Origin of the sequence: Micromonospora arida, from assembly GCF_003857035.1 — a bacterium.
GTDB lineage: Bacteria > Actinomycetota > Actinomycetes > Mycobacteriales > Micromonosporaceae > Micromonospora > Micromonospora arida.
The window spans coordinates 1-20152 of record NZ_QGSY01000239.1; the positions used below are offsets into that span (position 1 = coordinate 1).

Below are 20152 nucleotides of genomic sequence, written 5' to 3' on the forward strand. Positions count from 1 at the left end.
CTGAAGAGGTGTACGGCAAGGTCGGCGAGGGCCGTGGCGGTCTGCTCGATCGGTTCACGGGGGAGCACGATGTGGCTGACCACCAGGCGGACGATGGTGTCGGCGGCGAAGGCCAGCGCGGCCTGGTCCGCTCCGGGCAGGTGATCGCCGGCCCAGTCGATCAGCGCGCCGGACGCCTCGGTGAGGACCACCTCGGCCCGCGTGGTGAGGTACGGAAGTAGCTCGTCCGAGCCGCCTCGGGCGCTGGTCAGGATGGCCTTGACCAGCGGGTTTTGCGCCGCCGTGCTGAGGGTGTGCGCGATAGCCGCGTACGCGCCGGCCCGTACGTCTGTGCCGTGGGCGAGCAGAGCGGCCCGGACGGCGCCGACGAACCGGTCCACCTCGGCGCGGGCGAGGGCTTCGGCCAGCCCTGCCTTGCTGCCGAACTCGTTGTAGACGGTCTGTCGGCTCACCCCGGCGGCGTTCGCGACGGCACCCATCCGGACGCCGTCCCATCCGGTCGCGACGGTCAGGGCGCGGGCGGCGTCGACGATGCCGGTCCGTACCGGGGTGGGGCCAGTCTGCTCAATCATGGTGGTCGAAGTGTAGGTCGTTCAGCGCACCTCGATCTGGTACTGCGCCTCGACCCAGAACCGCCCGCCGTCGGTGCCACCGAAGCTCAGGTCGTGTCGGCCGGGGCGGGGCGGCGGGATCAGCCCCCACAGCCCCCAGCAGGAGACAGGCACCGACCACGGCCACATGGTGACGACGTTGTTGAAGAAGCCGCGGACCGGGAACGGCTCGGCCGAACCGGCCGGTGTCAGCGCGATCGGCAGTCCGTCGAGCTGCGCGTGCCCGGTCGCGTTGAGGTCGGCCTCGGCCGGGCCGGTTTCGCCGCCGACCTGCCACCAGCAGAACGCCGGGAAGAAGAGCGGCCGTCCGGCGGGAACCACGCAGTTCCGTTGCGCAGAGCCACCGTGCGTACCCGCGAGGAACCACACGTCGGCGGGCTGGTGATGCCCGGCGTGCCGGCCGGACCGGTCGGCGATCGGGCTGGTCGGCCGCCGGTGTCGGGCCACCCAGCTCACCCATCTCGCGGCCAGATGTGCCAGATCGGGGGCCTCGGGCTCGGATGTGGGAGCCGCTCCGGTGTGCGGATTGAGGAAGGTCATGACGGCAGATGCTAACGATGCCGCGCCCGAGCGCACTGCCCTGACGAGCGGCGCATAGGATGTGCGGTCATGGCACGCGTGCTCACTCCCCGTGCGGAGGATTTCCCCCGCTGGTACCAGGACCTGATCGCCAAGGCGAAGCTGGCCGACAACGGCCCGGTTCGCGGCACCATGGTCATCCGACCGGCCGGCTACGCCATCTGGGAGCGTATGCAGGCTGAGATGGACGCTCGGATCAAGGCGGCGGGTGCGGAGAACGCGTACTTCCCGTTGTTCATCCCCGAGAGTTACCTCAAGCGCGAGGCGCAGCACGTCGAGGGCTTCTCGCCGGAGCTGGCGGTCGTCACCCACGGTGGTGGCAAGCCCCTGGCGGAGCCGGTGGTGGTGCGTCCGACCAGCGAGACGGTCATCGGCGAGTTCATGGCCAAGTGGATCGACTCGTACCGGGACCTGCCGCTGCTGCTCAACCAGTGGGCGAACGTGGTCCGGTGGGAGCTCCGTCCGCGGATCTTCCTGCGTACCAGTGAGTTCCTCTGGCAGGAGGGGCACACCGCGCACGCCACCCGTGAGGACGCCCGGGCGTACGCGCGGCGGATCCTGCACGAGGCGTACGAGGATCTGATGGTCAACGTGATCGGCATTCCGGTGGTGGTCGGCCTGAAGACGACGCGCGAGCGCTTCGCCGGGGCGACGGCCACGTACACCTGCGAAGGCATGATGGGCGACGGCAAGGCGTTGCAGCTGGGCACCAGCCACGAGCTGGGCCAGAACTTCGCCAAGGCGTTCGACATCAGCTACTCCTCCAAGGAGGGCGGCCGGGAGCACGCCTGGACCACCTCGTGGGGCACGTCCACCCGGATGCTCGGTGGCCTGATCATGGCGCACGGCGACGACAACGGCCTGCGCGTGCCGCCGAGGCTCGCGCCGATCCAGGCGTACGTCATGATCGTCAAGGACGGCGACGGCGTGGGCGAGGCGGCGGCCAAGCTGCGCGACGGCCTGCGGGACGCCGGTGTCCGGGTCGCGCTCGACGACCGGACCGACACCCCGTTCGGCCGCCGGGCCGTCGACGCCGAGCTGCGCGGCTATCCGGTACGCGTCGAGGTCGGCCCCCGTGACCTGGCCGTGGGCAACGCGACGGTGGTGCGTCGGACCGACGGCTCGAAGACCCCGACGCCGGTGGCCGACGTGGTCACCGCGGTGCTGGCCGCCCTGGAGACCGACCAGCAGGTGCTGCACGACCAGGCACTGGCCAACCGCGAGTCCCGCACGGTGGAGGTTGCCACCCTCGCCGAGGCGATCGAGGCCGCCGCGACTGGCTGGGCGCGCGTGCCGTGGTCGGCGGTGGGCGTGGCCGGCGAGGCTGAGGCGAACGGTCAGGGCGTCACGGTGCGCTGCCTGCTGCGCGCCGACGGTTCGGTACCGGACTCGGAGGACGAGTCGGATCTGATCGCCATCCTCGCCCGCGCCTACTGAGGTGCGGCCGGGCAACCCCGTCGACCGGTTCGCGCCGGGTCGGCTGATCATGCATCGGAACGTGCGGCACGGCCGGATCGGGTGGGTCCGGCCGGCCCGCGTGGTCAGCGACGACGATCGAGGCTTGCTGGTCTTGATCGCCCGGGACTCGCCGGTGGCCCACGAGGTGACCGAGGCCGGGCTCAACATGCGGGCGATGCCTTTCGCCCAGTGGATCTCGTCGACCTACCGGTTGGCGCACGGACGCTGGAACGGCCCGCCGCTGCTGAAGTTCCTGCCCACGGGGGCGGCGCACTCCGTCTGGTGGTTCTCCGACACTCAGGGCCGGTTCGCCCACTGGTACGTCAACCTGGAGGAGCCCGGCGTCCGTTGGGACGACGGCCCGGTGGCCGGCGTCGACGTGGTGGACCAGGACCTGGACGTGGTGGTGTGGCCGGACCGCAGCTGGGAGTGGAAGGACGAGGGCGAGTTCGTCGAGCGGCTCGCCTTCGGCGCCGACTACTGGGTGACCGACGAGAAGGCGGTCCGCGCCGAGGGGGAGCGGGTGATCGCGCTCGCCGAGGCCGGCGAGTTCCCGTTCGACGGCACCTGGTGTGACTTCACACCCCCAGCGGAGTGGGGCATAACGGACAAACTGCCATCGGGATGGGATCGTCCACCGGTGCGCTGAGCGGTATCCCAGGTCACCGACAACGCGGTGTACGGGTCCGATGCGGGAGATCGGCATCGGATCTGGCAGAATAGGTCGCTGGTATCCGGCGCGCGTCCGGCGCCCTCTAACCCGGGCACGTCGCCAGTCCACCGAGTAGTCTCCGGCCCAACCCCACTGTGCCGGTCGGCGCTCACCCATGCACACCGCCCGTTTGGGCCGGTGAGATCGCAACAGGAGCGAAACAACTGTGGCCGTAAAGATCCGGCTCCTGCGGATGGGCAAGATCCGCAACCCGCAGTACCGCATCGTCATCGCCGACTCGCGCACCAAGCGCGACGGCCGGGCGATCGAGTTCGTCGGGGTTTACCAGCCCAAGGAAGACCCCTCGATCATCGAGGTCAAGTCGGAGCGGGTCCAGTACTGGCTGTCCGTCGGCGCTCAGCCGAGCGAGGCGGTGCAGCGGCTGCTGGAGCTGACCGGTGACTGGCAGAAGTACAAGGGCCTGCCGGCCCCGCCGCCGCTCCTGGTCGCCCCCGAGCGGGCCGACCGCAAGGCGGCGTACGAGGCTGAGGCGAAGGCCGCCGCCGGGCTCGCCCCGGAGACCCCGGCCAAGCCGGCCAAGAAGGCCGCCAAGGCTGCCGAGGCTCCGAAGACCGAGGCTCCGGCTGAGGCTCCGACGGCTGAGGCGCCGAAGACCGAGGCTCCGGCCGAGGCCCCGGCCGCTGCCGACGCCGGTGAGCAGGCCTGACATGCCACTGCGTCCGGCGTTGGAGCACCTGGTCAAGGGCATCGTCGACCACCCGGACGACGTCCGGGTGCGGATGGTCGATTCCCGTCGGGGCAAGCGGCTCGAAGTCCGCGTGCACCCCGAGGACCTCGGCACTGTGATCGGGCGGTCCGGTCGGACCGCCAAGGCGCTGCGCCAGGTGATCGGCTCCATCGGCGGGCGCGGGGTTCGCGTCGACATCGTCGACTCGTACTGATGCAGCTCGTCGTCGGCAGGATCGGCAAGCCGCACGGTGTCCGCGGTGAGGTCACCGTGGAAGTGCGGACCGACGAGCCCGAGGCACGGTTCGCCCCCGGTACAGTGCTGCGCACTGAGCCGGGGGCGAAGCCCCCGCCTGCGCGCAACACTGTGCTGGGCGCTGAGCCGGGGGCGACACCCCCGCCTGCGCGCAACACTGTGCTGGGCACTGAGCCGGGGGCGACACCCCCGCCGGCCAGCGATGAGCCCGGGGTGCCGTTCCGGGTTCCCACGGAGCTGACCATCGAGGAATCCCGCTTCCACCAGGGTCGGGTGCTGATCGCGTTCGAGGGCATCCTGGACCGCAACACCGCCGAGGCGCTGCGCGGGACGCTGCTCGTGGTGGACAGCGCCGACGTGACCCCACCGGACGACCCGGAGGAGTTCCACGACCACCAGCTGGTCGGGTTGGCCGTGGTGACCCCGGCCGGCGAACGCCTGGGCGAGGTCGCCCGCATCGACCACGCGCCCTCGTCCGACCTGCTGGTGCTGCGGCGCCCCGAGGGGCGTACCGCGTTGATCCCGTTCGTCCGGGCGATCGTCCCGGAGGTCGACCTGGCCGGCGGACGTGTGATCGTCGACCCACCAGCCGGACTGCTCGACCTTTAGGACCAGCCCGCATGCGCGTCGACGTCGTGTCGATCTTTCCGGAGTACTTCGCCCCGCTGGACCTGTCGCTGATCGGACGGGCGCGGGCCAACGGCGTACTCCAGCTCGCCGTGCACGACCTGCGGACCTGGACCCACGACGTGCACCGCACTGTCGACGACACCCCCTACGGTGGCGGGCCGGGAATGGTGATGCGCCCCGAGCCGTGGGGTGAGGCACTGGACGCCCTCGCGCCGCTCGACGCCGCGCCGCCAAGGCTGCTGGTGCCGTCGCCGGCCGGGGCCCCCTTCACCCAGGCCATGGCGTACGAGTTGGCCGCCGAGTCGCATCTGCTCTTCGCCTGCGGCCGCTACGAGGGGATCGACCAGCGGGTCCTGGCACACGCCGCCACCCGGATGCCGGTCACCGAGGTGTCGCTCGGTGACTACGTGCTCTTCGGCGGCGAGGTCGCGGTCCTGGTGATGCTGGAGGCGGTCACCCGGCTGCTGCCGGGGGTGCTGGGCAACGCGGGCTCGTTGGACGAGGAGTCGCACGCGCACGGGCTGCTGGAGGCACCGATCTACACGAAGCCGCCGAGTTGGCGTGGGCACGACGTGCCGGAGGTGCTCCGCTCCGGTGACCACGGCAAGATCGCTCGCTGGCGGCGCGAGGAGGGTCTGCTGCGCACGGCCGCCCGCCGGCCGGACCTACTGGCCGCGCTGCCGGCCGATCGGCTCGACAAACGGGACATCGCGGCCCTGGACCAGGCCGGATTTCAGCCTCCACCGGGGGATGTGGCAAAGTAGGGGGGTTGCCGCATCCGTCCGCGCCCGCGGTCGGCTGCGAGGATCCCCGACCGGGGTCGGTTCGCCGATCACCACCCGGGAATCAGAATCACCCACCCGCGCACCGAGTGACGGTGCGCCGTGAGCCTTACGAGGACGCAGCGATGAACATCCTGGACGCCCTTGACGCCCAGTCGAAGCGGACCGACCTTCCCGACTTCCGGGCCGGTGACACCGTCAAGGTGCACGCCCGCGTCGTCGAGGGCAACCGGTCCCGTGTCCAGATCTTCCAGGGCGTCGTGATCCGCCGCCAGGGTGACGGTCTGCGCGAGACCTTCTCGGTCCGCAAGGTCAGCTTCGGTGTCGGCGTCGAGCGGACCTACCCGCTCAACGGCCCGGGCATCGACCGGATCGAGGTCGTGACCCGCGGTGCCGTGCGCCGCGCCAAGCTCTACTACCTGCGCGAGCTGCGCGGCAAGAAGGCCAAGATCAAGGAGAAGCGGGAGAAGCAGCCCAGCTGACTTCCCGCTCGCCACGCCGCCCGAGCTGCGCGTATGCCGTACCGACCAGAGCGCATTACCCTGGTCGGTACGGGCGCAGCGAGGCGGCGGTCCCGCCCAGGAGGCGGGCAGTTGTCCACTACCGCCCGTGGAGCCTCGACGAGGCTCCCGGGCGGTGGTGTTTCTGCGGACCGGGGAGTGGCGTGGTGCAGACGCTTGACGAGGACGGCACCGTCGATCCGTGGCGCCGACGGGCTCGCCGCACCCGCCGGCAGATGCCTCTCTGGCAGGAGCTGCCGCTGTTGCTGGTGGTCGCGTTCTGCCTCGCGGTGCTGATCCGCACCTTCCTGCTCCAGGCGTTCTTCATTCCGTCCGGCTCGATGGAGGACACCCTCCTCGTCGGTGACCGGGTGCTGGTCAACAAGGTCGTCTACGACGTTCGTGACCCGCTGCGCGGCGAGGTGGTGGTCTTCCGGGGCACCGACCGCTGGGCGCCGCAGGTCGACGAGCAGCCGAAGCCCGGCGTCGCCGGCCGGCTCGGCCGCACCGTCGGCGACCTGGTCGGGGTGAGTCGCCCCGGTGAGAAGGACTTCATCAAGCGGGTGATCGGTCTCCCCGGTGACCGGGTCAAGTGCTGCGACAGTCAGGGCCGGGTGACCGTCAACGGCACGCCGCTCAACGAGTCGTACGTCCTGCGGGACTCCCCCCTGGACCTGCCACCCAACCCGGCGGAGTGTCGCTCCCGGCGCTTCGACGAGATCGTCGTGCCGCCCGGTCAGATCTTCGTGATGGGTGATCACCGCGAGGTCTCCCAGGACGCGCGTTGCCAGGGGCCGGTGCCGATCGACAACGTGGTCGGCCGGGCCTTCATGGTGGTCTGGCCGTCGTCGCGGTGGAGTGCGCTGTCGGTGCCGTCCACGTTCGAGGACGTCTCCGGGCCGGCCACGGCGTCGCCCGGTGCGACTCCGGCGCGACCGACTCCGCAGGGCGGTGTGCTGCTGATGCTTCCGTTGGCAGCCGCGCTACGTGGTTCCCGCGCGTTCCGGACGGTGCCGTCCAGCCGGGCAACGTAGGCTCCTTGGCGTGATTGACGAGCAGACCGACAAGCCGCGCAGCTCCTTCTGGAAGGAGCTGCCGATCCTGCTGGGTGTGGCGATCCTGGTCGCGGTGCTGGTCCGCGCCTTCGTGCTGCAGACCTTCTTCATCCCCTCCCCGTCCATGGAAAACACTCTCAAGATCGATGACCGTGTGCTGGTCAACAAGTTGGTCTATGACTTCCGGTCACCGCACCGCGGCGAGGTGATCGTGTTCAAGGCTCCGACCGCGTGGAGCGGCAACCCCGACGGTGAGGACTTCATCAAGCGGGTGATCGGCATTCCCGGGGACCACGTGGTCTGCTGCGACCCCGAGGAACGGCTGATGATCAACGGTAAGTCGCTGGACGAGCCGTACATCTTCTCCATGGACGGGATTCGGGACAAGCCCGCCGACCAGGAGTTCGACATCACCGTGCCGGAGGGCCGGCTGTGGGTGATGGGCGACCACCGGTCGGCCTCCGGCGACTCACTGGAGCACTGGCAGCAGTCCCAGCAGAACATCACCGAGGCCACGATCCCCGAGGACGACGTGGTCGGGCGGGCGTTCACAGTCTTCTGGCCGGTCAGCCGGGCCACCTGGCTGACGGTGCCCGACGGGTTCGACGGCATTCCCAAGCCGTAGGCCGTACGGGGCGTGGGCGATCCGTCCTCGGTCTGGCAGGCTGGTGCGGTGACCGTCTACACCCCTCGACGCGCGGCCCGCGTGCTGCTCGTCGACGCGGCCGGCCGGGTCCTGCTGTTCGAGGGCTTCGACCCGGCCCGACCCGGGCACCGATACTGGTTCACTCCAGGCGGTGGGCTCGATCCGGGGGAGGCGCCGGCAGTGGGCGCGGCCCGGGAGTTGGCCGAGGAGACCGGCCTGCGGCTCGACCCGGCCCAGTTGGGCGAGCCGGTCTGGTCCGACGCGACCGAGTTCTCCTTCGACGGCATCTGGTACCGCCAGGAGCAGGATTTCTTCCTGTTCGGGGTGGATTCCTGGCGGGTGGACACCACGGGCTTCAACGACATCGAGCGACGCAGCATCGCCGACCACCGCTGGTGGGTTCCGGCCGAGTTGGCGGCCAGCGGTGACCGGTTCTACCCGCCCGAACTGCCCGCCCTGCTGACCCGGCTGGGGCAGTCGACCACCGCCGGCCAGGGCGAGGCGTCGTGCTGACCCCGCCGCGCACCGTGGTGCGCCGCGAGGCCGGCCTGTACGCCCTGGAACGGGCGTTGCAGCGGCGTGGCTTCCGGCACGTCGCCGGCGCCGACGAGGCGGGCCGGGGGGCGTGTGCCGGTCCGCTGGTCGCCGCCGCGGCGGTGCTGCCCGAGGGGCGGCGTGGCGAGATCGATGGGCTGGCCGACTCGAAGCTGCTGACCCCGGCCAGCCGGGAACGGGTGTACGCGGAGGTCGTGGACCGCGCGCTCGCGTACGCCGTGGTGGTCATCCCGGCTGAGGAGGTCGACGCCCGGGGTCTGCACGTGTGCAACCTGGCCGCGATGCGCCGGGCGCTCGCCTCGCTCACCACCCGCCCGGAGTACGTGCTGACCGACGGGTTCGGCGTGGACGGCCTGGGTGTGCCCGGGCTGGCGGTGTGGAAGGGCGACCGGGTGGCCGCGTGCGTGGCGGCGGCCAGTGTGCTGGCCAAGGTCACCCGGGACCGCCTCATGGTGGAGTTGGACGGCGTGTTCCCGGCGTACGGCTTCGCCGAGCACAAGGGGTACATCACCCCGGAGCACTCGGCGGCGCTGCGGGAGCACGGGCCGTGCCGGGAGCATCGGTTCTCGTACGTCAATGTCGCCGCGGTCTCCGGCCGCGACGGCCGGCCGCCGCGCGCTCGACGGCCCGGCGGCCACGGCTCGGATGAGCCGATGGAGCGCTCCTGGGCGTCAGGGGGTACCGTCGGCGTGGCGTTGGGCGAGCAGCCTCGGCCTCCGACGCCGGTGGGGGAAGATGTGGCCATGGAAGGCGGAGTGCGATGAGCGCGGAAGATCTCGAGAAGTACGAGACCGAGATGGAGCTGCAGCTCTACCGGGAGTACCGCGACATTGTCCGCCAATTCTCCTACGTGGTGGAGACGGAGCGCCGGTTCTACCTGGCCAACCAGGTCGACCTGCACGTGCGTAACTCCGACGGCGAGGTCTACTTCGAGGTCGAGATGCACGACGCCTGGGTGTGGGACATGTACCGTCCTGCCCGCTTCGTGAAGAACGTCCGGGTGATGACCTTCAAGGACGTCAACGTCGAGGAGCTGGAGAAGCCCGACATCTCACTGCCCGCCGACTCCGGCTTCGGCGGCTGAGCGCACCCGAGCCGCCGGGCCGTGCCACGGACCCCCCCACCCGTGGCGTGACACCCCGCCGCCGATCACTCGGCCGGCACCACGACCTCGACCCGCTGCACCATGTTGTTGGCGAAGCCGCCACGGTTCCACTGTTGCTCGACCGGCTGGGTCCGCCCGGACGCGTCGGTGGCCCGCGCGCCGAGCACGTACCGGCCGGGGGTGGCGACCCACTCGTGCCGCCAGCGCCGCCAGGCGAAGTCCCCCGCGTCCGCCGGGTCCAGCTCGGCCGGCGCCCAGCTCTGCCCGCCGTCGGTGGTCACCTCCACGGCGACCACCGGGGCGTGCCCCGACCAGGCCCGACCATCCAGCGTGCACGGGCCCTGTCGCAGCACCCGACGGCGGGACATGAAGTCGGGGAAGCCGGGCGGGCGGACCAGCGCCCGCGGCTCGATCCGGGTGACCGGCACTCCCGGGTCGTCGGCGTCGCGGCGTACCCGGTAGGCCACCGCGTTCTGGTACCCCTCGAACGGCTCGGTCCGCACCTCGATCGAGTGGACCCACTTCACGTGCGCCATGCCGTACCAGCCCGGCACGATCAGCCGCAGCGGCGCACCGTGCTGCGGCAGCAGGGGAGCGCCGTTCATCTCGTACGCCAGCAGCACCTCCTCGCGCAGCGCGTCGGCGACCGGAAGCGCCCGCTGGTAGTCCTGCTCGATCCCGCGCTCCACGCCGTGATCCGCGCCGGTGAAGACCACGTCCACCGCGTCCGGGTCGACGCCCGCCTCCCGCAGCAGCGGAGCGAGTGGGGTGCCGGTCCACTCCGCGTTGCCGACCGCCTCGACCAGCCAGGGCTGACTGACCGGCCGGGGGTGCAGCAGGGCCCGCCCGTTACCGGCGCACTCCAGGGTCACCTGCCGGGTGACGCGGGGCCGTTCGCGCAGGTCGGCGAGGGTGACCGTCAACGGACGGTCCACCGCACCGCCGATGGTCAACGTGTGCGCCGCCGGGTCGAGCTCCGGGATGTCGTAATGGATCAGCAGGTAGTGCAGCCCGGCCGGGGTGACGTCGTAGCGCAGCGCCTCCAACGGGATGCCGTGGTTGCGGGCCGCGAGCTGCAACTCCTCGGCGCTGATCGTCTCGTCCGGCTCCGCGAGCCGGGACGGGCCGCTCACGTCGCCCACCGTCGGCCCGGTGGGGTACGACGTCCGGTCATCGAGAGTGGTCATGCGGCCTCCCCGGTACAGACGGCGGCACCCGCCGTACGCGCCCAGCCTAGGCCCTCCGCGGCGGCCCGAAAACGGCACCGGAGGGTACGGCGGCGTTTATGCGGCGGGCCGTGGACAGCTTCCCGCCGTCCCTGGCATAACAGATCACCGACGCCGTTGGGTGGTCGTCCACAGCACCTCCGGTTGTCCACAGCCCCGTCGGCCGGGCTGGCGGACGACCCGGCGTCGGCCGGAGGCTGCCGTCATGCGACAGCCAACCGTCCGTTCGATCCGCCGCACTGTGCTGCTCTGCGCCGCGCTCCCGCTCGCGCTGACCGTCCAGCTCTGCGGGCTGGCGGTGCTGATAGCGGCGGTGCCCGGCCAACCACCGACACCGACCGTGCCGGTCGCGGCCCTGGGGGAGCCGGTCGTCGCCCCGACCATGCCGGTCGCGGCCGGGGCCGTGCCGGTCGTCGACCCGGCGCCCGCCGGGCGGTTCCGCTGGCCGGTCGACGGGTTGCCCCGTCCGGTGCGCCGGTTCGACCCGCCGCCGCGACCGTGGCTGCCTGGCCATCGCGGCGTCGACCTGGCCGCTCCCGCCGGAGCGGTGGTCCGCAGCGCCGGGCTGGGCACCGTGCTCTTCGCCGGTCTGGTGGCCGGTCGACCGGTGGTCACCGTGGGGCACGCCGACGGGCTGCGGACCACCCACGAGCCGGTCCAACCCGCCGTACGCCCCGGCCAGCCGGTCACCGCCGGCGCACCGCTGGGCGAGCTGCTGCCCGGGCATCCGGGTTGCCCGGCCGAGGCGTGCCTGCACTGGGGCCTTCGCCGGGGCGAGGAATATCTCGACCCGCTGGCCCTGCTCGGCCTCGGCCCGGTGCGCCTGCTCCCGGTCGGTCCGGCCCCGGTGTCCGCTCCCGGCCGGTCCGCTCCCGGCCGGCCGCTCAGCGCTGGGCGAGCAGTGCCGGCAGCCGTGCGCCCAGCCGTTCGTACTCGTCGGCGGCGTTGTAGACCTGGCCGGTGAGCCGCAGCCACCCCCGGCCGTTCCAGCTCATCACCGCCACCTCGGCGGCGAGCCGCTCACCGATCCGTGCCTGCAACGCCCGCGCCGCGTCGATCGTGGTGCCCGTGCCGGCCGGCAGCGGGATGAGGCGCAGCGCCACCCCCGGTCCGCCGGGGTCGGGCAGCTCGGCGGGCGCCACCCCCAGCGCGTCCCCCACCACCCGCTGGCCGTACGCGGCGAGCGCGGCGTTGTGCGCCCGCACCCGGTCGACGCCGAGACTGCGCATCGTGAACAGGCCCGCCGGGGCGGCCAGCCAGGGCGTGTAGTCGAGCGTGGCCTGCCACTCGAGCCGGGCCGGGAAACCCGACTCCTGCTCCCAGGACACCACCAGTGGCTCGATCCTCTCCCGCCACTGCGGTGCCACCGCCAGCAGGGCGGTCCCGCGTGGGGCGTACGCCCACTTGTGCAGGTTGCCCACCCAGAAGTCGGCGCCGATGCCGGCCACCGGGGTGGACAGCATGCCCGGGGCGTGCGCGGCGTCCACCAGGACCGGCACGCCGTGTTCGCGGGCCACCCCGACGATGGCGGCGGTCGGAAAGAGCTTGGCGGTGGCCGAGGTGAGCTGGTCGACGACGAGCAGCCGGGTCCGCCCGGGGCGCAGGCCGGCGCGGATGCTCTGCACGATCTGCTCGTCGGTGGCGGCCAGGGGGATCGGCAGGACCCGGCTGACCGCGCCGGTGCGGCGGCACTCGCGCTGGATGGCCAGGCTCACCGCTCCGTACCCGTGGTCGGTGCTCAGCACCTCGTCGCCGGCCTTGAGGTCCATCGACTGGAGCACCACGGCGACGCCGGTGGTGGTGTTGCCCACCAGGGCGCTGCCGTCCGGGTCGGCGCCCAGGAACCCGGCGAGGTGCCGGCGGGTGTGCGCGATCCGGTCGACCAGCCCCTGAGTGAAGAAGCGCAGCGGGTTCGCCTCCATCTCGTCGCGCAGCCGCTGCTGCGCGCGCTGCACGCCGATCGGCACCGCGCCGAACGAGCCATGGTTGAGGTGGCTGACCGCCGGGTCCAGGGAGAAGAGCAGGCGGGCGCCCGGGATCGGCTCAGGGGGATTCGGGACGCTCACTTGATGATCGTAACCGCCACTCGTGCGCGCCCTCCGGCGCTTGATCAGGCGTGCGTGCGCGCCCTCCGGCGCTTGATCAGGCGCGCGGGTGCGCCTGCCGGTAGGCGGCGCGCAGCCGCTCGACCGAGACGTGGGTGTAGATCTGCGTGCTCGCCAGCGACGAGTGGCCGAGCAGCTCCTGCACGGCGCGTAGGTCCGCGCCTCCCTCCAGGAGGTGGGTGGCCGCGGAGTGGCGCAGGTCGTGCGGGCTGGTCCGGGGCAGTCCGGCGGTCTCTGCGTACGCACCGACGATCTGACGCGCGGTCGTCGGGTTGAGCCGACCACCCCGGGCACCGAGCAGCAGCGCGTTGCCGGAGCGGGCGCCCACCATCGCCGGGCGGCCCCGGCGCAGCCAGTCGTCCAACGCCCGCTGGGCGGGCACCCCGTACGGTACCGAGCGCTCCCGCCCGCCCTTGCCGAACACCCGGATCACCCGCCGGCCGTGGTCGACATCTCCGACGTCCAACCCGCACGCCTCGCTCACCCGTACGCCGGTGGCGTAGAGCAGCTCCAGCAGCACCCGGTCCCGCAGTGGCACCGCCTCGGCCCCGTCCGCTGGACCCGACGCCGGCCCGGTCGCTGCGTCCGTCCGCTCTGCGTCGGCGCGCGCCTGGTTCGGGAGCTTTGGGTCCGTGCGCGCCTGGTTCGTGGGTGACGGGTTGGTGGGCGGTGCCTGCCGGGACGGTGCCTCGACCAGAGCGGCGGCCTGATCGGCGCGCAGCACGCTGGGCAGCTCCCGGTGCGCGCGAGGGCTGGCCAGCGCGGCGCCCACGTCGGCGGGGAGCAGACCGGCCCGGTGTGCCCAGGCGCTGAATGCCCGTGCCGACGCGGCCCGCCGGGCCAACGACGTGCGGGCCGCGCCAGTGGTGCGCTGCCGCGCCAGCCAACTGCGCAGCACCGAAAGATCCAGCTCGGCGAGGTCGACGCAGCCCATCCGGACGGCGTGGTCGAGCAGCGAGACCAGATCGGTGACGTACGCGCGGACGGTGTGCGCCGACCGGTTACGGACCCGGGACAGGTGCTCGGCGAAGTCGTCGACAGCGTCGCGCAACGCTGGCGGGAGTGCCTGGTGCATGGCCCGGGTGCCCCGGTCCGCCCGGCTCACCGGGGCCGCGCCGACGTGCCGGGCCGGTTGCTCGGCCCCGGCACCCTCACTGACGGCTGACACGGCACCAGCCTACGGCCGGTCCCCCTCCGCCACCGGAGTGGCGTGGCGGGACCTACCTCCTCGGATCACCCCGGCCGGGGGGTGTGGCTGGCCGGGGAACACGACGGTGCCGGTGTCCACCCCCGACTACCGGCGGTTGTTCCTCTTGGCCAGGAACACGACCAAGCCGACGACGAGCACGGCGGTCACGACGAGACAGCAGAGCACGCTGATGTGCCACGGCTTGATTGCACCCATGATCGGGCACGGTACCGGCAGTATCGGCTGGCCGGGATCCCGACCGCGAGCGGTTACGGCATCCCGGCCGGGTGGCGGTGACGCATCCGCTCAGGTAACAGGTCGAGCGGACGTCTCCGCCGCCGCACGCTTCCGGTTGGCGGATGGGGCGAGGGCGTAACCGTCGTCGCGACGGACCACCATGGACAGCTCCTCCAGCAGCGACAGCTTGCGCAACGCGGTCCGTAGGTCGACGCCGGCGCGGGCGGAGAGCCGGTCCACGCCCATCGCACCTCGGCGGGGCAGCGCCTCCAGCAGCGACCGCGCCTCGTCGTCCAGCGCGTCGGTGGCCCGCTGCGGCCCACGCGCCAGCGGGGCCAGGTCCGCGCCGATCCGACCCACCTCCTCCAGCACGTGCGCCACCCCGGTGACCAGCCGGGCCTTGTCGGGGTACTCGCGCAGGAACTCGTGCGCGCCGACGGACATCGCCGAGGTCACCGGCCCCGGCACCACCATGGCCACCCGATTGGAGTGGATGGCCCGCCGCGCGGTCTGCGTCGCGCCACTGCGCGCCGACGCCTCCACCAGGACGGTGCCCCGGGTGCCTGCGGCGATCACCCGGTTGCGGATCAGGAACCGGGGCCGTAGCGGCTCGGCACCGGGCGGCCACTCGCTTACCAGCAGCCCCGTCTCGGCGATCCGGTCGAAGAGCGCGGCGTTGCCCATCGGGTACGGACGGTCCAGCCCGCAGGCGAGCACCGCGACGGTCAGACCGCCCGCGGTGAGTGCGCCCCGGTGGGCGGCGGCGTCGATGCCGAACGCGCCACCGGACACGACCGTCCAGTCCCGCTCCGCCAGGCCGTAACCCAGCTCGGTCGCGACGTGCTGCCCGTAACCGGTGGCCGCCCGCGCCCCGACCACGGCCACCGAACGATCCAGAGCCTCGCCGAGCGGCCAGCTTCCGCGTACCCAGAAGCACAGCGGCGGGGCGGTCTCACCATCCACGCGGCGGCTGACGTCCGGCAGCCGCAACGCGGCCAGGCTGGCGACCTGGGCCGGCCACTCCTCGTCGTCCGGCGTGACCAGGCGGGCGCCCAGTCGGTCCGCCCGCTCCAGGGCCTCCGCGGCCACTGCCCGCGCGTCGCCGGCCGCCGAGCGTGCGGCGACAGTGGTGTGCAGCCAGCCGTCCGGGCTGCCGCCGTCGAGCAGCAGATCCAGGGTCGCCACCGGGCCGTGCCGTTCGACCAGGTGATACACCGCCCGCGTGCCCGGCTCCGCCAACCAGGTCAGGGCGATCCGGGCCAGCCTTCGTTCCTCCTCGGCGCTCACGTCGCCTCCCCCGTCCGTAGTTGAAGCGCTTCCCGGACGTCGTCCTGGTCAGGTCGGTCGCGACCGTCGAGATCGGCGATGGTCCAGGCCATCCGGATCACCCGGTCGAAGCCGCGCGCCGACAGCGAGCCGGAGTCGAGCCGGCCCCGCAGCTCCACGGTGACCCGGGCCGGCAGCCGCCACGGCGGTCGGCGCAGGTGCGGCCCTTCCACCTCGGCGTTGAGCCGCCGGCCGAGGCCGGCCCAGCGGCTGGCCGCCGCCTGCCGGGCCGCCGCCACCCGGGCGGCGACCGTCGCCGAGGGCTCGACATCGCCGTCGGTCGCCATCAGCTCGGCCGCCCGCACCGGCATTAGCCGTACCTGGACGTCGATCCGGTCGAGCAGGGGCCCGGAGAGCCTTCCCAGGTAGCGGCGGCGAACCAGCGGCGAACACTCGCAGTGCGCATCGCCGGCCGGTTTCGCGCACGGACACGGGTTGGCAGCCAGCACCAACTGGGTGCGGGCCGGGTACACGGTGCCGCCTCCGCTGCGGCTCAGCTGGATGCGGCCGTGCTCCAGCGGCTGGCGCAGCGCCTCCAGCGCACCCTTGCTGAACTCGGGAGCCTCGTCCAGGAAGAGCACCCCGCGATGCGCCAGCGACACCGCGCCGGGTCGGGCCAGCCCCGAGCCGCCCCCGACCAGCGACGGCACGCTCGCGGTGTGGTGCGGCGCCTGGAACGGCGGGCGACGCAGCAGCCGACCACCCGGCGGCAGCAGCCCGGCAACCGAGTGCAGCGCGGTGACCTCCAGGGCCGCGTCGTCGTCCAGCTCGGGCAGGATCGACGGCAGCCGTTCGGCGAGCATCGTCTTGCCGGCGCCCGGTGGGCCGAGCAGTGCGACGTGGTGCCCGCCGGCCGCGGCGACCTCCAGGGCGCGCCGACCCATCTGCTGCCCGGCGACGTCGGCGAGATCCGGTCCACCGGCCAGCGGCTCCGGGATGTCCGCCGGTGGTTCGATCAGCGGGGTCCCGTCCCGAACGAAGGCGACCAGCCGGTGCAGGTTGTCCACCGCTCGCACCCGTACCCCGGGGATGACGGCGGCCTCGGCGGCGTTGCCGACCGGGACGATCACCCGCGCGATGCCGGCCTGGGCTGCGGCGGCGACCATCGGGAGCACGCCGCGCACCGGCCGCACCGTCCCGTCGAGCCCCAGCTCGCCGAGGACCACCACCCCCTCCAGAGGGAGCAGCGGCAGCTCACCCGAGCCGCCCAGCAGCGCTGCGGCGATGGCCAGATCGAAGGCCGACCCGAACTTCGGCAGCGTGGCGGGCAGCAGGTTGAGGGTGATCCGCCGGTTGGGCCAGCGCTGGCCGGAGTTGACCACGGCGGCGCGGACCCGGTCGCGGGCTTCGTGCAGGGCGGTGTCCGGCAGACCGGAGATCACCACCGCAGGCAGACCGGCGGCCAGGTCGGCCTCCACCTCGACGAGGTGGCCGGTCACGCCGACCAGCCCCACGCAGAGCACCTTCGCGTAGCTCACGGCGCGTCACCGATCCTCCGGGTACGCATGTCAGAACGCGCCCTTGAGGTGGTCGACCTGCGCCGGACCGGCGTCGGGCAGCCGCACCGACAGCACGTCGAAACGCACCTCCTCGGCGGTCGTACCGGTCTCGGTCAGCCACTGCGCGGCGAGCCCTCGCAGTCGGCGGGCCTTGGCCGGTACGACCGCCTCGGCCGGGGTGCCGAAGCCCTCACCCCGGCGGGTCTTCACCTCGCAGAAGGCGAGCACCGGCCCGTCCCACGCGATGATGTCGATCTCCCCTGCCGGGCAGCGCCAGTTTCGGGCGATGGGTCGCAGCCCCGCCTCCGTCAGGTGCCGGGCCGCACATTGCTCGCCGTACGCGCCAACCGCCTGGTTCCGCTTCGTCATGGTCGGCACGGTGCCCGCCGGAGGGTGATCGCCGCGACCCGGCAGCAGCCCAACTGTGGACAACGGGGGTGCTGTGGACAGTCGGACGATCATGCTCACGGTGTGCTAGTTGCGTTGGGCAGCCGACCGAGGCCGGTGGAGCGCGGCCGGCCCCGCTCCACCGACGGGCCACCATGATCAGGTGATGAGAAGTAGGTGTCAGGACAGCCGCTGACCTGTTTTTCGTCACTTGATCACGGTGTGGGGGCCCGCGTCGCCGCCACCTCGACGCGGCTCCTGCCCCGCTTCCGCGGGGACCGGTGGCGCGGGGCCGGCCGGGTTGAAATGGCGCGGGCGTGGCCGGTCGCATACGGTGCCTGACGTGGACGGACGACGAAGTTTTCCGGAAGATCAGGAGTCGCGCTGGTACCCCGACGAGCGGGGTCGCGGTTACGGCGAGTCGGAGTGGCGCGGCGCGGGCGATCCGCGGTACCGGGACAGCGAAGTCCCCGAGCAGCGTGGTGCGGAAGACGGCCGCTCCGTCGAGGACACCGGCGTCGGCCGCCGCCGCGAACCGGACTCGGGACGCTTCGGCGCCGTCGACGCGAGCCGCTTCGGTACGCCGGAGTCGGATTCGGGTCGTCTGAACGCGGTGGACATGGGTCGCTTCGGTACGCCGGAGTCGGACTCGGGTCGCTTCGGCGCCCTGGACGCTCAGACCGGTCGGTTCGGGGGGAGCGAGGCTGATTCGGGGCGCTTCGGCGCGGTCGACCCGTTGGGTGCCGGCCGGCCGGAGGCGGACGGTTACCGGGCCACCCGATCGCGGCGGGCGGACCGGGACCCCTCGGAGACCTCCGGTGAGCTGCCCGGACGCCGGGCCGCCCGCGAGACGACCACGGCGGGATCTCCGGTGACCAGCGCCCCGCCGGAGACGTCCCGCGACAGCACGTCGACAGCGCCGGCGACCGTGCTCGCTGACCAGGCTCGTCCTGCTCCGCTCGCTGGGTACCCGATCATCGAGCCGACCCGGGGCAGCGGCGACACGCCGCACCCGCTGGAGATGCCGACCGGTCCGATGCCGGGGATCGGCCCCCGACCCGACCTGCCCGTAGGCGAGCCGCCGGTGTACCCGCCGGCCGCCGACGGCGTCTATCGGACCCGTCGACCGGTGCTGGCCGTACTCTTCGCTCTGCTGGTGTTGGTCTTCGAGGTTCCCGCGTCGCGGGTGCTGCTGGCGGGCGTGACCGGCGACCCGGTGGACGCCGGGAACGTGGTGGTGGGTATCGCCCTGGTCGCCGGCCTGCCGATCTTCGCGACCGGGCTGTACGGGCTACGAACCGGAGGTCTGGCGCTCGCCGACAACGGCCGGGGCTGGCTGCGCCCACCGACGGCCTACCTGACCGTCGGCCTGGTGCTCTTCGTGGCCGCCGCGCTCGCCGCCGGCTGACCCGGGCCGGGCCCGCCGCCGGCCGTCGCGTGCTCGCTGACGGTTCGGACAACAACCAGGAAATAGTGGCCTCCGGCGACGCGGAGGCCACTATTTCCACGAACCAGTGCGACCTTCCCGGCAACGCGCGCGGATCGAGCAGCATGGGGCAGGCGGGCGGGGGAGCGGCGGAGCAGCACGCCACGCGCACCCCGGGACGGCTGAACGGGTGAGGGGCGTACACTGGCCAACTGGCGACCGCCTCGTGCGGTCGACCTCGCGCGCCCTCTTCACGAATCGTCGTGGAGCGACGGCCTCCCTGGTCCCGATCTTGATCGGGTCCACCATGGGTCGGCGACCAGGCGCCAGGACGCCCGGCCACCGGCCGGGCGTGACAACCAGGGACCTTGAGGAGTACCCCAACCATGGCCGTCGTGACCATGCGTCAGCTGCTGGAGAGCGGTGTCCACTTCGGGCACCAGACCCGGCGCTGGAACCCGAAGATGAAGCGCTTCATCATGACCGAGCGCAACGGCATCTACATCATCGACCTGCGCCAGACCCTCGAGTACATCGAGAAGGCGTACGAGTTCGTGCGTGGGACCGTCGCCGAGGGTGGCAGCATCCTGTTCGTCGGCACCAAGAAGCAGGCCCAGGAGGCGATTGCCGAGCAGGCGACCCGGGTCGGCCAGCCGTACGTCAACCACCGCTGGCTCGGTGGCATGCTGACCAACTTCCAGACCGTTTACAAGCGGCTTCAGCGGATGAAGGAGCTGGAGGGCCTGGGTGACCTCAGCGGCACCGCCGCCGGTTACACCAAGAAGGAGACCCTGCAGCTCTCCCGCGAGAAGATCAAGCTGACCCGCACCCTCGGTGGCCTGCGGGACATGCAGAAGCTTCCCGCCGCGGTCTGGATCGTCGACACCAAGAAGGAGCACATCGCCGTCGACGAGGCCCGCAAGCTGGGCATCCCGGTGATCGCGGTGCTGGACACCAACTGTGACCCGGACGAGGTCGACTTCCCGATCCCGGGTAACGACGACGCGATCCGCTCGGCGGAGCTGCTGACCAAGGTCGTCGCCGCTGCCGTCGCGGATGGTCTGATCGCGCGTTCCGGCCGTCGCCGGGGCAACGACGAGAAGCCCGAGGGCGTCGCGAGCGACGAGCCGCTGACCGAGTGGGAGCGCGAGCTGCTCGAGCCGAAGAAGGCCGACGAGTCG

At 72.4% G+C, this 20152-nt stretch carries 22 protein-coding genes and 1 pseudogene; 15 read left to right on the top strand and 8 right to left on the bottom strand.

The window, feature by feature from the left end:
- Together DLJ58_RS24230 and DLJ58_RS24235 are read right to left on the bottom strand one after the other, a co-directional pair.
- Positions 1–572: TetR/AcrR family transcriptional regulator (locus DLJ58_RS24230; RefSeq protein ID WP_148098007.1), on the bottom strand; the 572-nt coding region annotated here is incomplete at its 3' end.
- A gap of 21 nt (positions 573–593) precedes the next feature.
- Positions 594–1151: a signal protein gene (locus tag DLJ58_RS24235; RefSeq protein WP_124859589.1), complete on the bottom strand. Its 558-nt coding sequence runs from the start codon at positions 1149–1151 to the stop codon at positions 594–596.
- Between the two features lie 69 nt (positions 1152–1220).
- On the opposite strand from DLJ58_RS24235, the gene proS reads away from it, so the two are divergent.
- The 12 genes from proS (at position 1221) to DLJ58_RS24295 (ending at position 9555) form a co-directional block, all read left to right on the top strand.
- Positions 1221–2627 (top strand): proline--tRNA ligase, encoded by a 1407-nt coding sequence (gene proS, locus DLJ58_RS24240; protein WP_124859591.1) that lies wholly within the window; start codon positions 1221–1223, stop codon positions 2625–2627.
- A 49-nt stretch (positions 2628–2676) separates the two neighbouring features.
- Entirely contained in the window at positions 2677–3297 is a 621-nt protein-coding gene (locus DLJ58_RS24245; protein WP_124859593.1) for a ribonuclease FAU-1 family protein, read from the top strand.
- Between the two features lie 229 nt (positions 3298–3526).
- Complete coding sequence (gene rpsP, locus DLJ58_RS24250) at positions 3527–4027, top strand: 30S ribosomal protein S16 (protein WP_112588420.1); 501 nt, start codon at positions 3527–3529, stop codon at positions 4025–4027.
- Positions 4002–4262, top strand: a complete 261-nt coding sequence (locus DLJ58_RS24255; protein WP_172862164.1) for an RNA-binding protein — start codon at positions 4002–4004, stop codon at positions 4260–4262. The genes rpsP and DLJ58_RS24255 overlap by 26 nt, the downstream gene beginning before the upstream one ends.
- Positions 4262–4912 carry a ribosome maturation factor RimM gene (gene rimM / locus DLJ58_RS24260; RefSeq protein ID WP_124859595.1) on the top strand — a complete coding sequence of 217 codons (651 nt, stop codon included), beginning with the start codon at positions 4262–4264 and terminating at the stop codon, positions 4910–4912. Before DLJ58_RS24255 ends, rimM begins: the two co-directional genes overlap by 1 nt.
- Before the next feature lie 11 nt (positions 4913–4923).
- Complete coding sequence (trmD, locus tag DLJ58_RS24265; protein ID WP_124859597.1) at positions 4924–5697, top strand: tRNA (guanosine(37)-N1)-methyltransferase TrmD; 774 nt, start codon at positions 4924–4926, stop codon at positions 5695–5697.
- Positions 5698–5840: 143 nt separating this feature from the next.
- A complete protein-coding gene (gene rplS / locus DLJ58_RS24270) occupies positions 5841–6197 on the top strand; it encodes a 50S ribosomal protein L19 (protein WP_088991045.1) in 357 nt (118 codons plus the stop codon).
- 182 nt (positions 6198–6379) lie between these two features.
- Positions 6380–7249 carry a signal peptidase I gene (gene lepB, locus DLJ58_RS24275; protein WP_112605969.1) on the top strand — a complete coding sequence of 290 codons (870 nt, stop codon included), beginning with the start codon at positions 6380–6382 and terminating at the stop codon, positions 7247–7249.
- 10 nt (positions 7250–7259) lie between these two features.
- Positions 7260–7895 (top strand): signal peptidase I, encoded by a 636-nt coding sequence (gene lepB / locus DLJ58_RS24280; protein WP_112588428.1) that lies wholly within the window; start codon positions 7260–7262, stop codon positions 7893–7895.
- A gap of 48 nt (positions 7896–7943) precedes the next feature.
- The gene (locus DLJ58_RS24285; RefSeq protein ID WP_124859599.1) at positions 7944–8429 is read left to right on the top strand and encodes an NUDIX hydrolase; all 486 of its coding nucleotides are present in this window, start codon (positions 7944–7946) and stop codon (positions 8427–8429) included.
- Complete coding sequence (locus DLJ58_RS24290) at positions 8423–9235, top strand: ribonuclease HII (protein ID WP_124859601.1); 813 nt, start codon at positions 8423–8425, stop codon at positions 9233–9235. Before DLJ58_RS24285 ends, DLJ58_RS24290 begins: the two co-directional genes overlap by 7 nt.
- Positions 9232–9555 carry a DUF2469 domain-containing protein gene (locus DLJ58_RS24295; protein WP_007075222.1) on the top strand — a complete coding sequence of 108 codons (324 nt, stop codon included), beginning with the start codon at positions 9232–9234 and terminating at the stop codon, positions 9553–9555. The genes DLJ58_RS24290 and DLJ58_RS24295 overlap by 4 nt, the downstream gene beginning before the upstream one ends.
- A gap of 65 nt (positions 9556–9620) precedes the next feature.
- Here the strand turns inward: DLJ58_RS24295 and DLJ58_RS24300 are convergent, their stop codons facing one another.
- Positions 9621–10763: a sulfite oxidase gene (locus DLJ58_RS24300; protein WP_124859603.1), complete on the bottom strand. Its 1143-nt coding sequence runs from the start codon at positions 10761–10763 to the stop codon at positions 9621–9623.
- 310 nt (positions 10764–11073) lie between these two features.
- Here DLJ58_RS24300 and DLJ58_RS24305 point away from each other — a divergent pair, with 310 nt between their 5' ends.
- Positions 11074–11766 carry a murein hydrolase activator EnvC family protein gene (locus DLJ58_RS24305; protein WP_425271341.1) on the top strand — a complete coding sequence of 231 codons (693 nt, stop codon included), beginning with the start codon at positions 11074–11076 and terminating at the stop codon, positions 11764–11766.
- On the opposite strand, the gene DLJ58_RS24310 is transcribed toward DLJ58_RS24305, so the two are convergent.
- From DLJ58_RS24310 to DLJ58_RS24330, 5 genes are all read right to left on the bottom strand, one after another.
- Entirely contained in the window at positions 11687–12868 is a 1182-nt protein-coding gene (locus DLJ58_RS24310) for an aminotransferase class V-fold PLP-dependent enzyme (RefSeq protein ID WP_124859607.1), read from the bottom strand. The genes DLJ58_RS24305 and DLJ58_RS24310 overlap by 80 nt on opposite strands.
- Before the next feature lie 76 nt (positions 12869–12944).
- Positions 12945–14012, bottom strand: coding sequence for a tyrosine recombinase XerC (locus DLJ58_RS24315; RefSeq protein WP_425271342.1), 1068 nt, complete (start codon positions 14010–14012; stop codon positions 12945–12947).
- 390 nt (positions 14013–14402) lie between these two features.
- Complete coding sequence (locus DLJ58_RS24320; RefSeq protein WP_124859609.1) at positions 14403–15620, bottom strand: DNA-processing protein DprA; 1218 nt, start codon at positions 15618–15620, stop codon at positions 14403–14405.
- Positions 15617–17137, bottom strand: coding sequence for a YifB family Mg chelatase-like AAA ATPase (locus tag DLJ58_RS24325; protein WP_124859611.1), 1521 nt, complete (start codon positions 17135–17137; stop codon positions 15617–15619). The genes DLJ58_RS24320 and DLJ58_RS24325 overlap by 4 nt, the downstream gene beginning before the upstream one ends.
- 30 nt (positions 17138–17167) lie before the next feature.
- Entirely contained in the window at positions 17168–17527 is a 360-nt protein-coding gene (locus DLJ58_RS24330) for a YraN family protein (protein WP_124859613.1), read from the bottom strand.
- A gap of 324 nt (positions 17528–17851) precedes the next feature.
- Between DLJ58_RS24330 and DLJ58_RS24335 the strand changes: the two are divergent.
- Together DLJ58_RS24335 and rpsB are read left to right on the top strand one after the other, a co-directional pair.
- Positions 17852–18953, top strand: a pseudogene (locus DLJ58_RS24335) (hypothetical protein).
- 404 nt (positions 18954–19357) lie between these two features.
- The coding region (gene rpsB / locus DLJ58_RS24340) for a 30S ribosomal protein S2 (RefSeq protein WP_124859617.1) at positions 19358–20152 on the top strand (795 nt) is incomplete at its 3' end.

What these genes read in the sequence shown, in the direction of transcription:
- DLJ58_RS24235 (WP_124859589.1), bottom strand. Translation starts at nt 1,151, where the DNA reads ATGACCTTCCTCAATCCGCACACCGGAGCGGCTCCCACATCCGAGCCC.
- proS (WP_124859591.1), top strand. Translation starts at nt 1,221, where the DNA reads ATGGCACGCGTGCTCACTCCCCGTGCGGAGGATTTCCCCCGCTGGTAC.
- DLJ58_RS24245 (WP_124859593.1), top strand. Translation starts at nt 2,677, where the DNA reads ATGCATCGGAACGTGCGGCACGGCCGGATCGGGTGGGTCCGGCCGGCC.
- rimM (WP_124859595.1), top strand. Translation starts at nt 4,262, where the DNA reads ATGCAGCTCGTCGTCGGCAGGATCGGCAAGCCGCACGGTGTCCGCGGT.
- trmD (WP_124859597.1), top strand. Translation starts at nt 4,924, where the DNA reads ATGCGCGTCGACGTCGTGTCGATCTTTCCGGAGTACTTCGCCCCGCTG.
- rplS (WP_088991045.1), top strand. Translation starts at nt 5,841, where the DNA reads ATGAACATCCTGGACGCCCTTGACGCCCAGTCGAAGCGGACCGACCTT.
- DLJ58_RS24295 (WP_007075222.1), top strand. Translation starts at nt 9,232, where the DNA reads ATGAGCGCGGAAGATCTCGAGAAGTACGAGACCGAGATGGAGCTGCAG.
- DLJ58_RS24300 (WP_124859603.1), bottom strand. Translation starts at nt 10,763, where the DNA reads ATGACCACTCTCGATGACCGGACGTCGTACCCCACCGGGCCGACGGTG.
- DLJ58_RS24330 (WP_124859613.1), bottom strand. Translation starts at nt 17,527, where the DNA reads ATGACGAAGCGGAACCAGGCGGTTGGCGCGTACGGCGAGCAATGTGCG.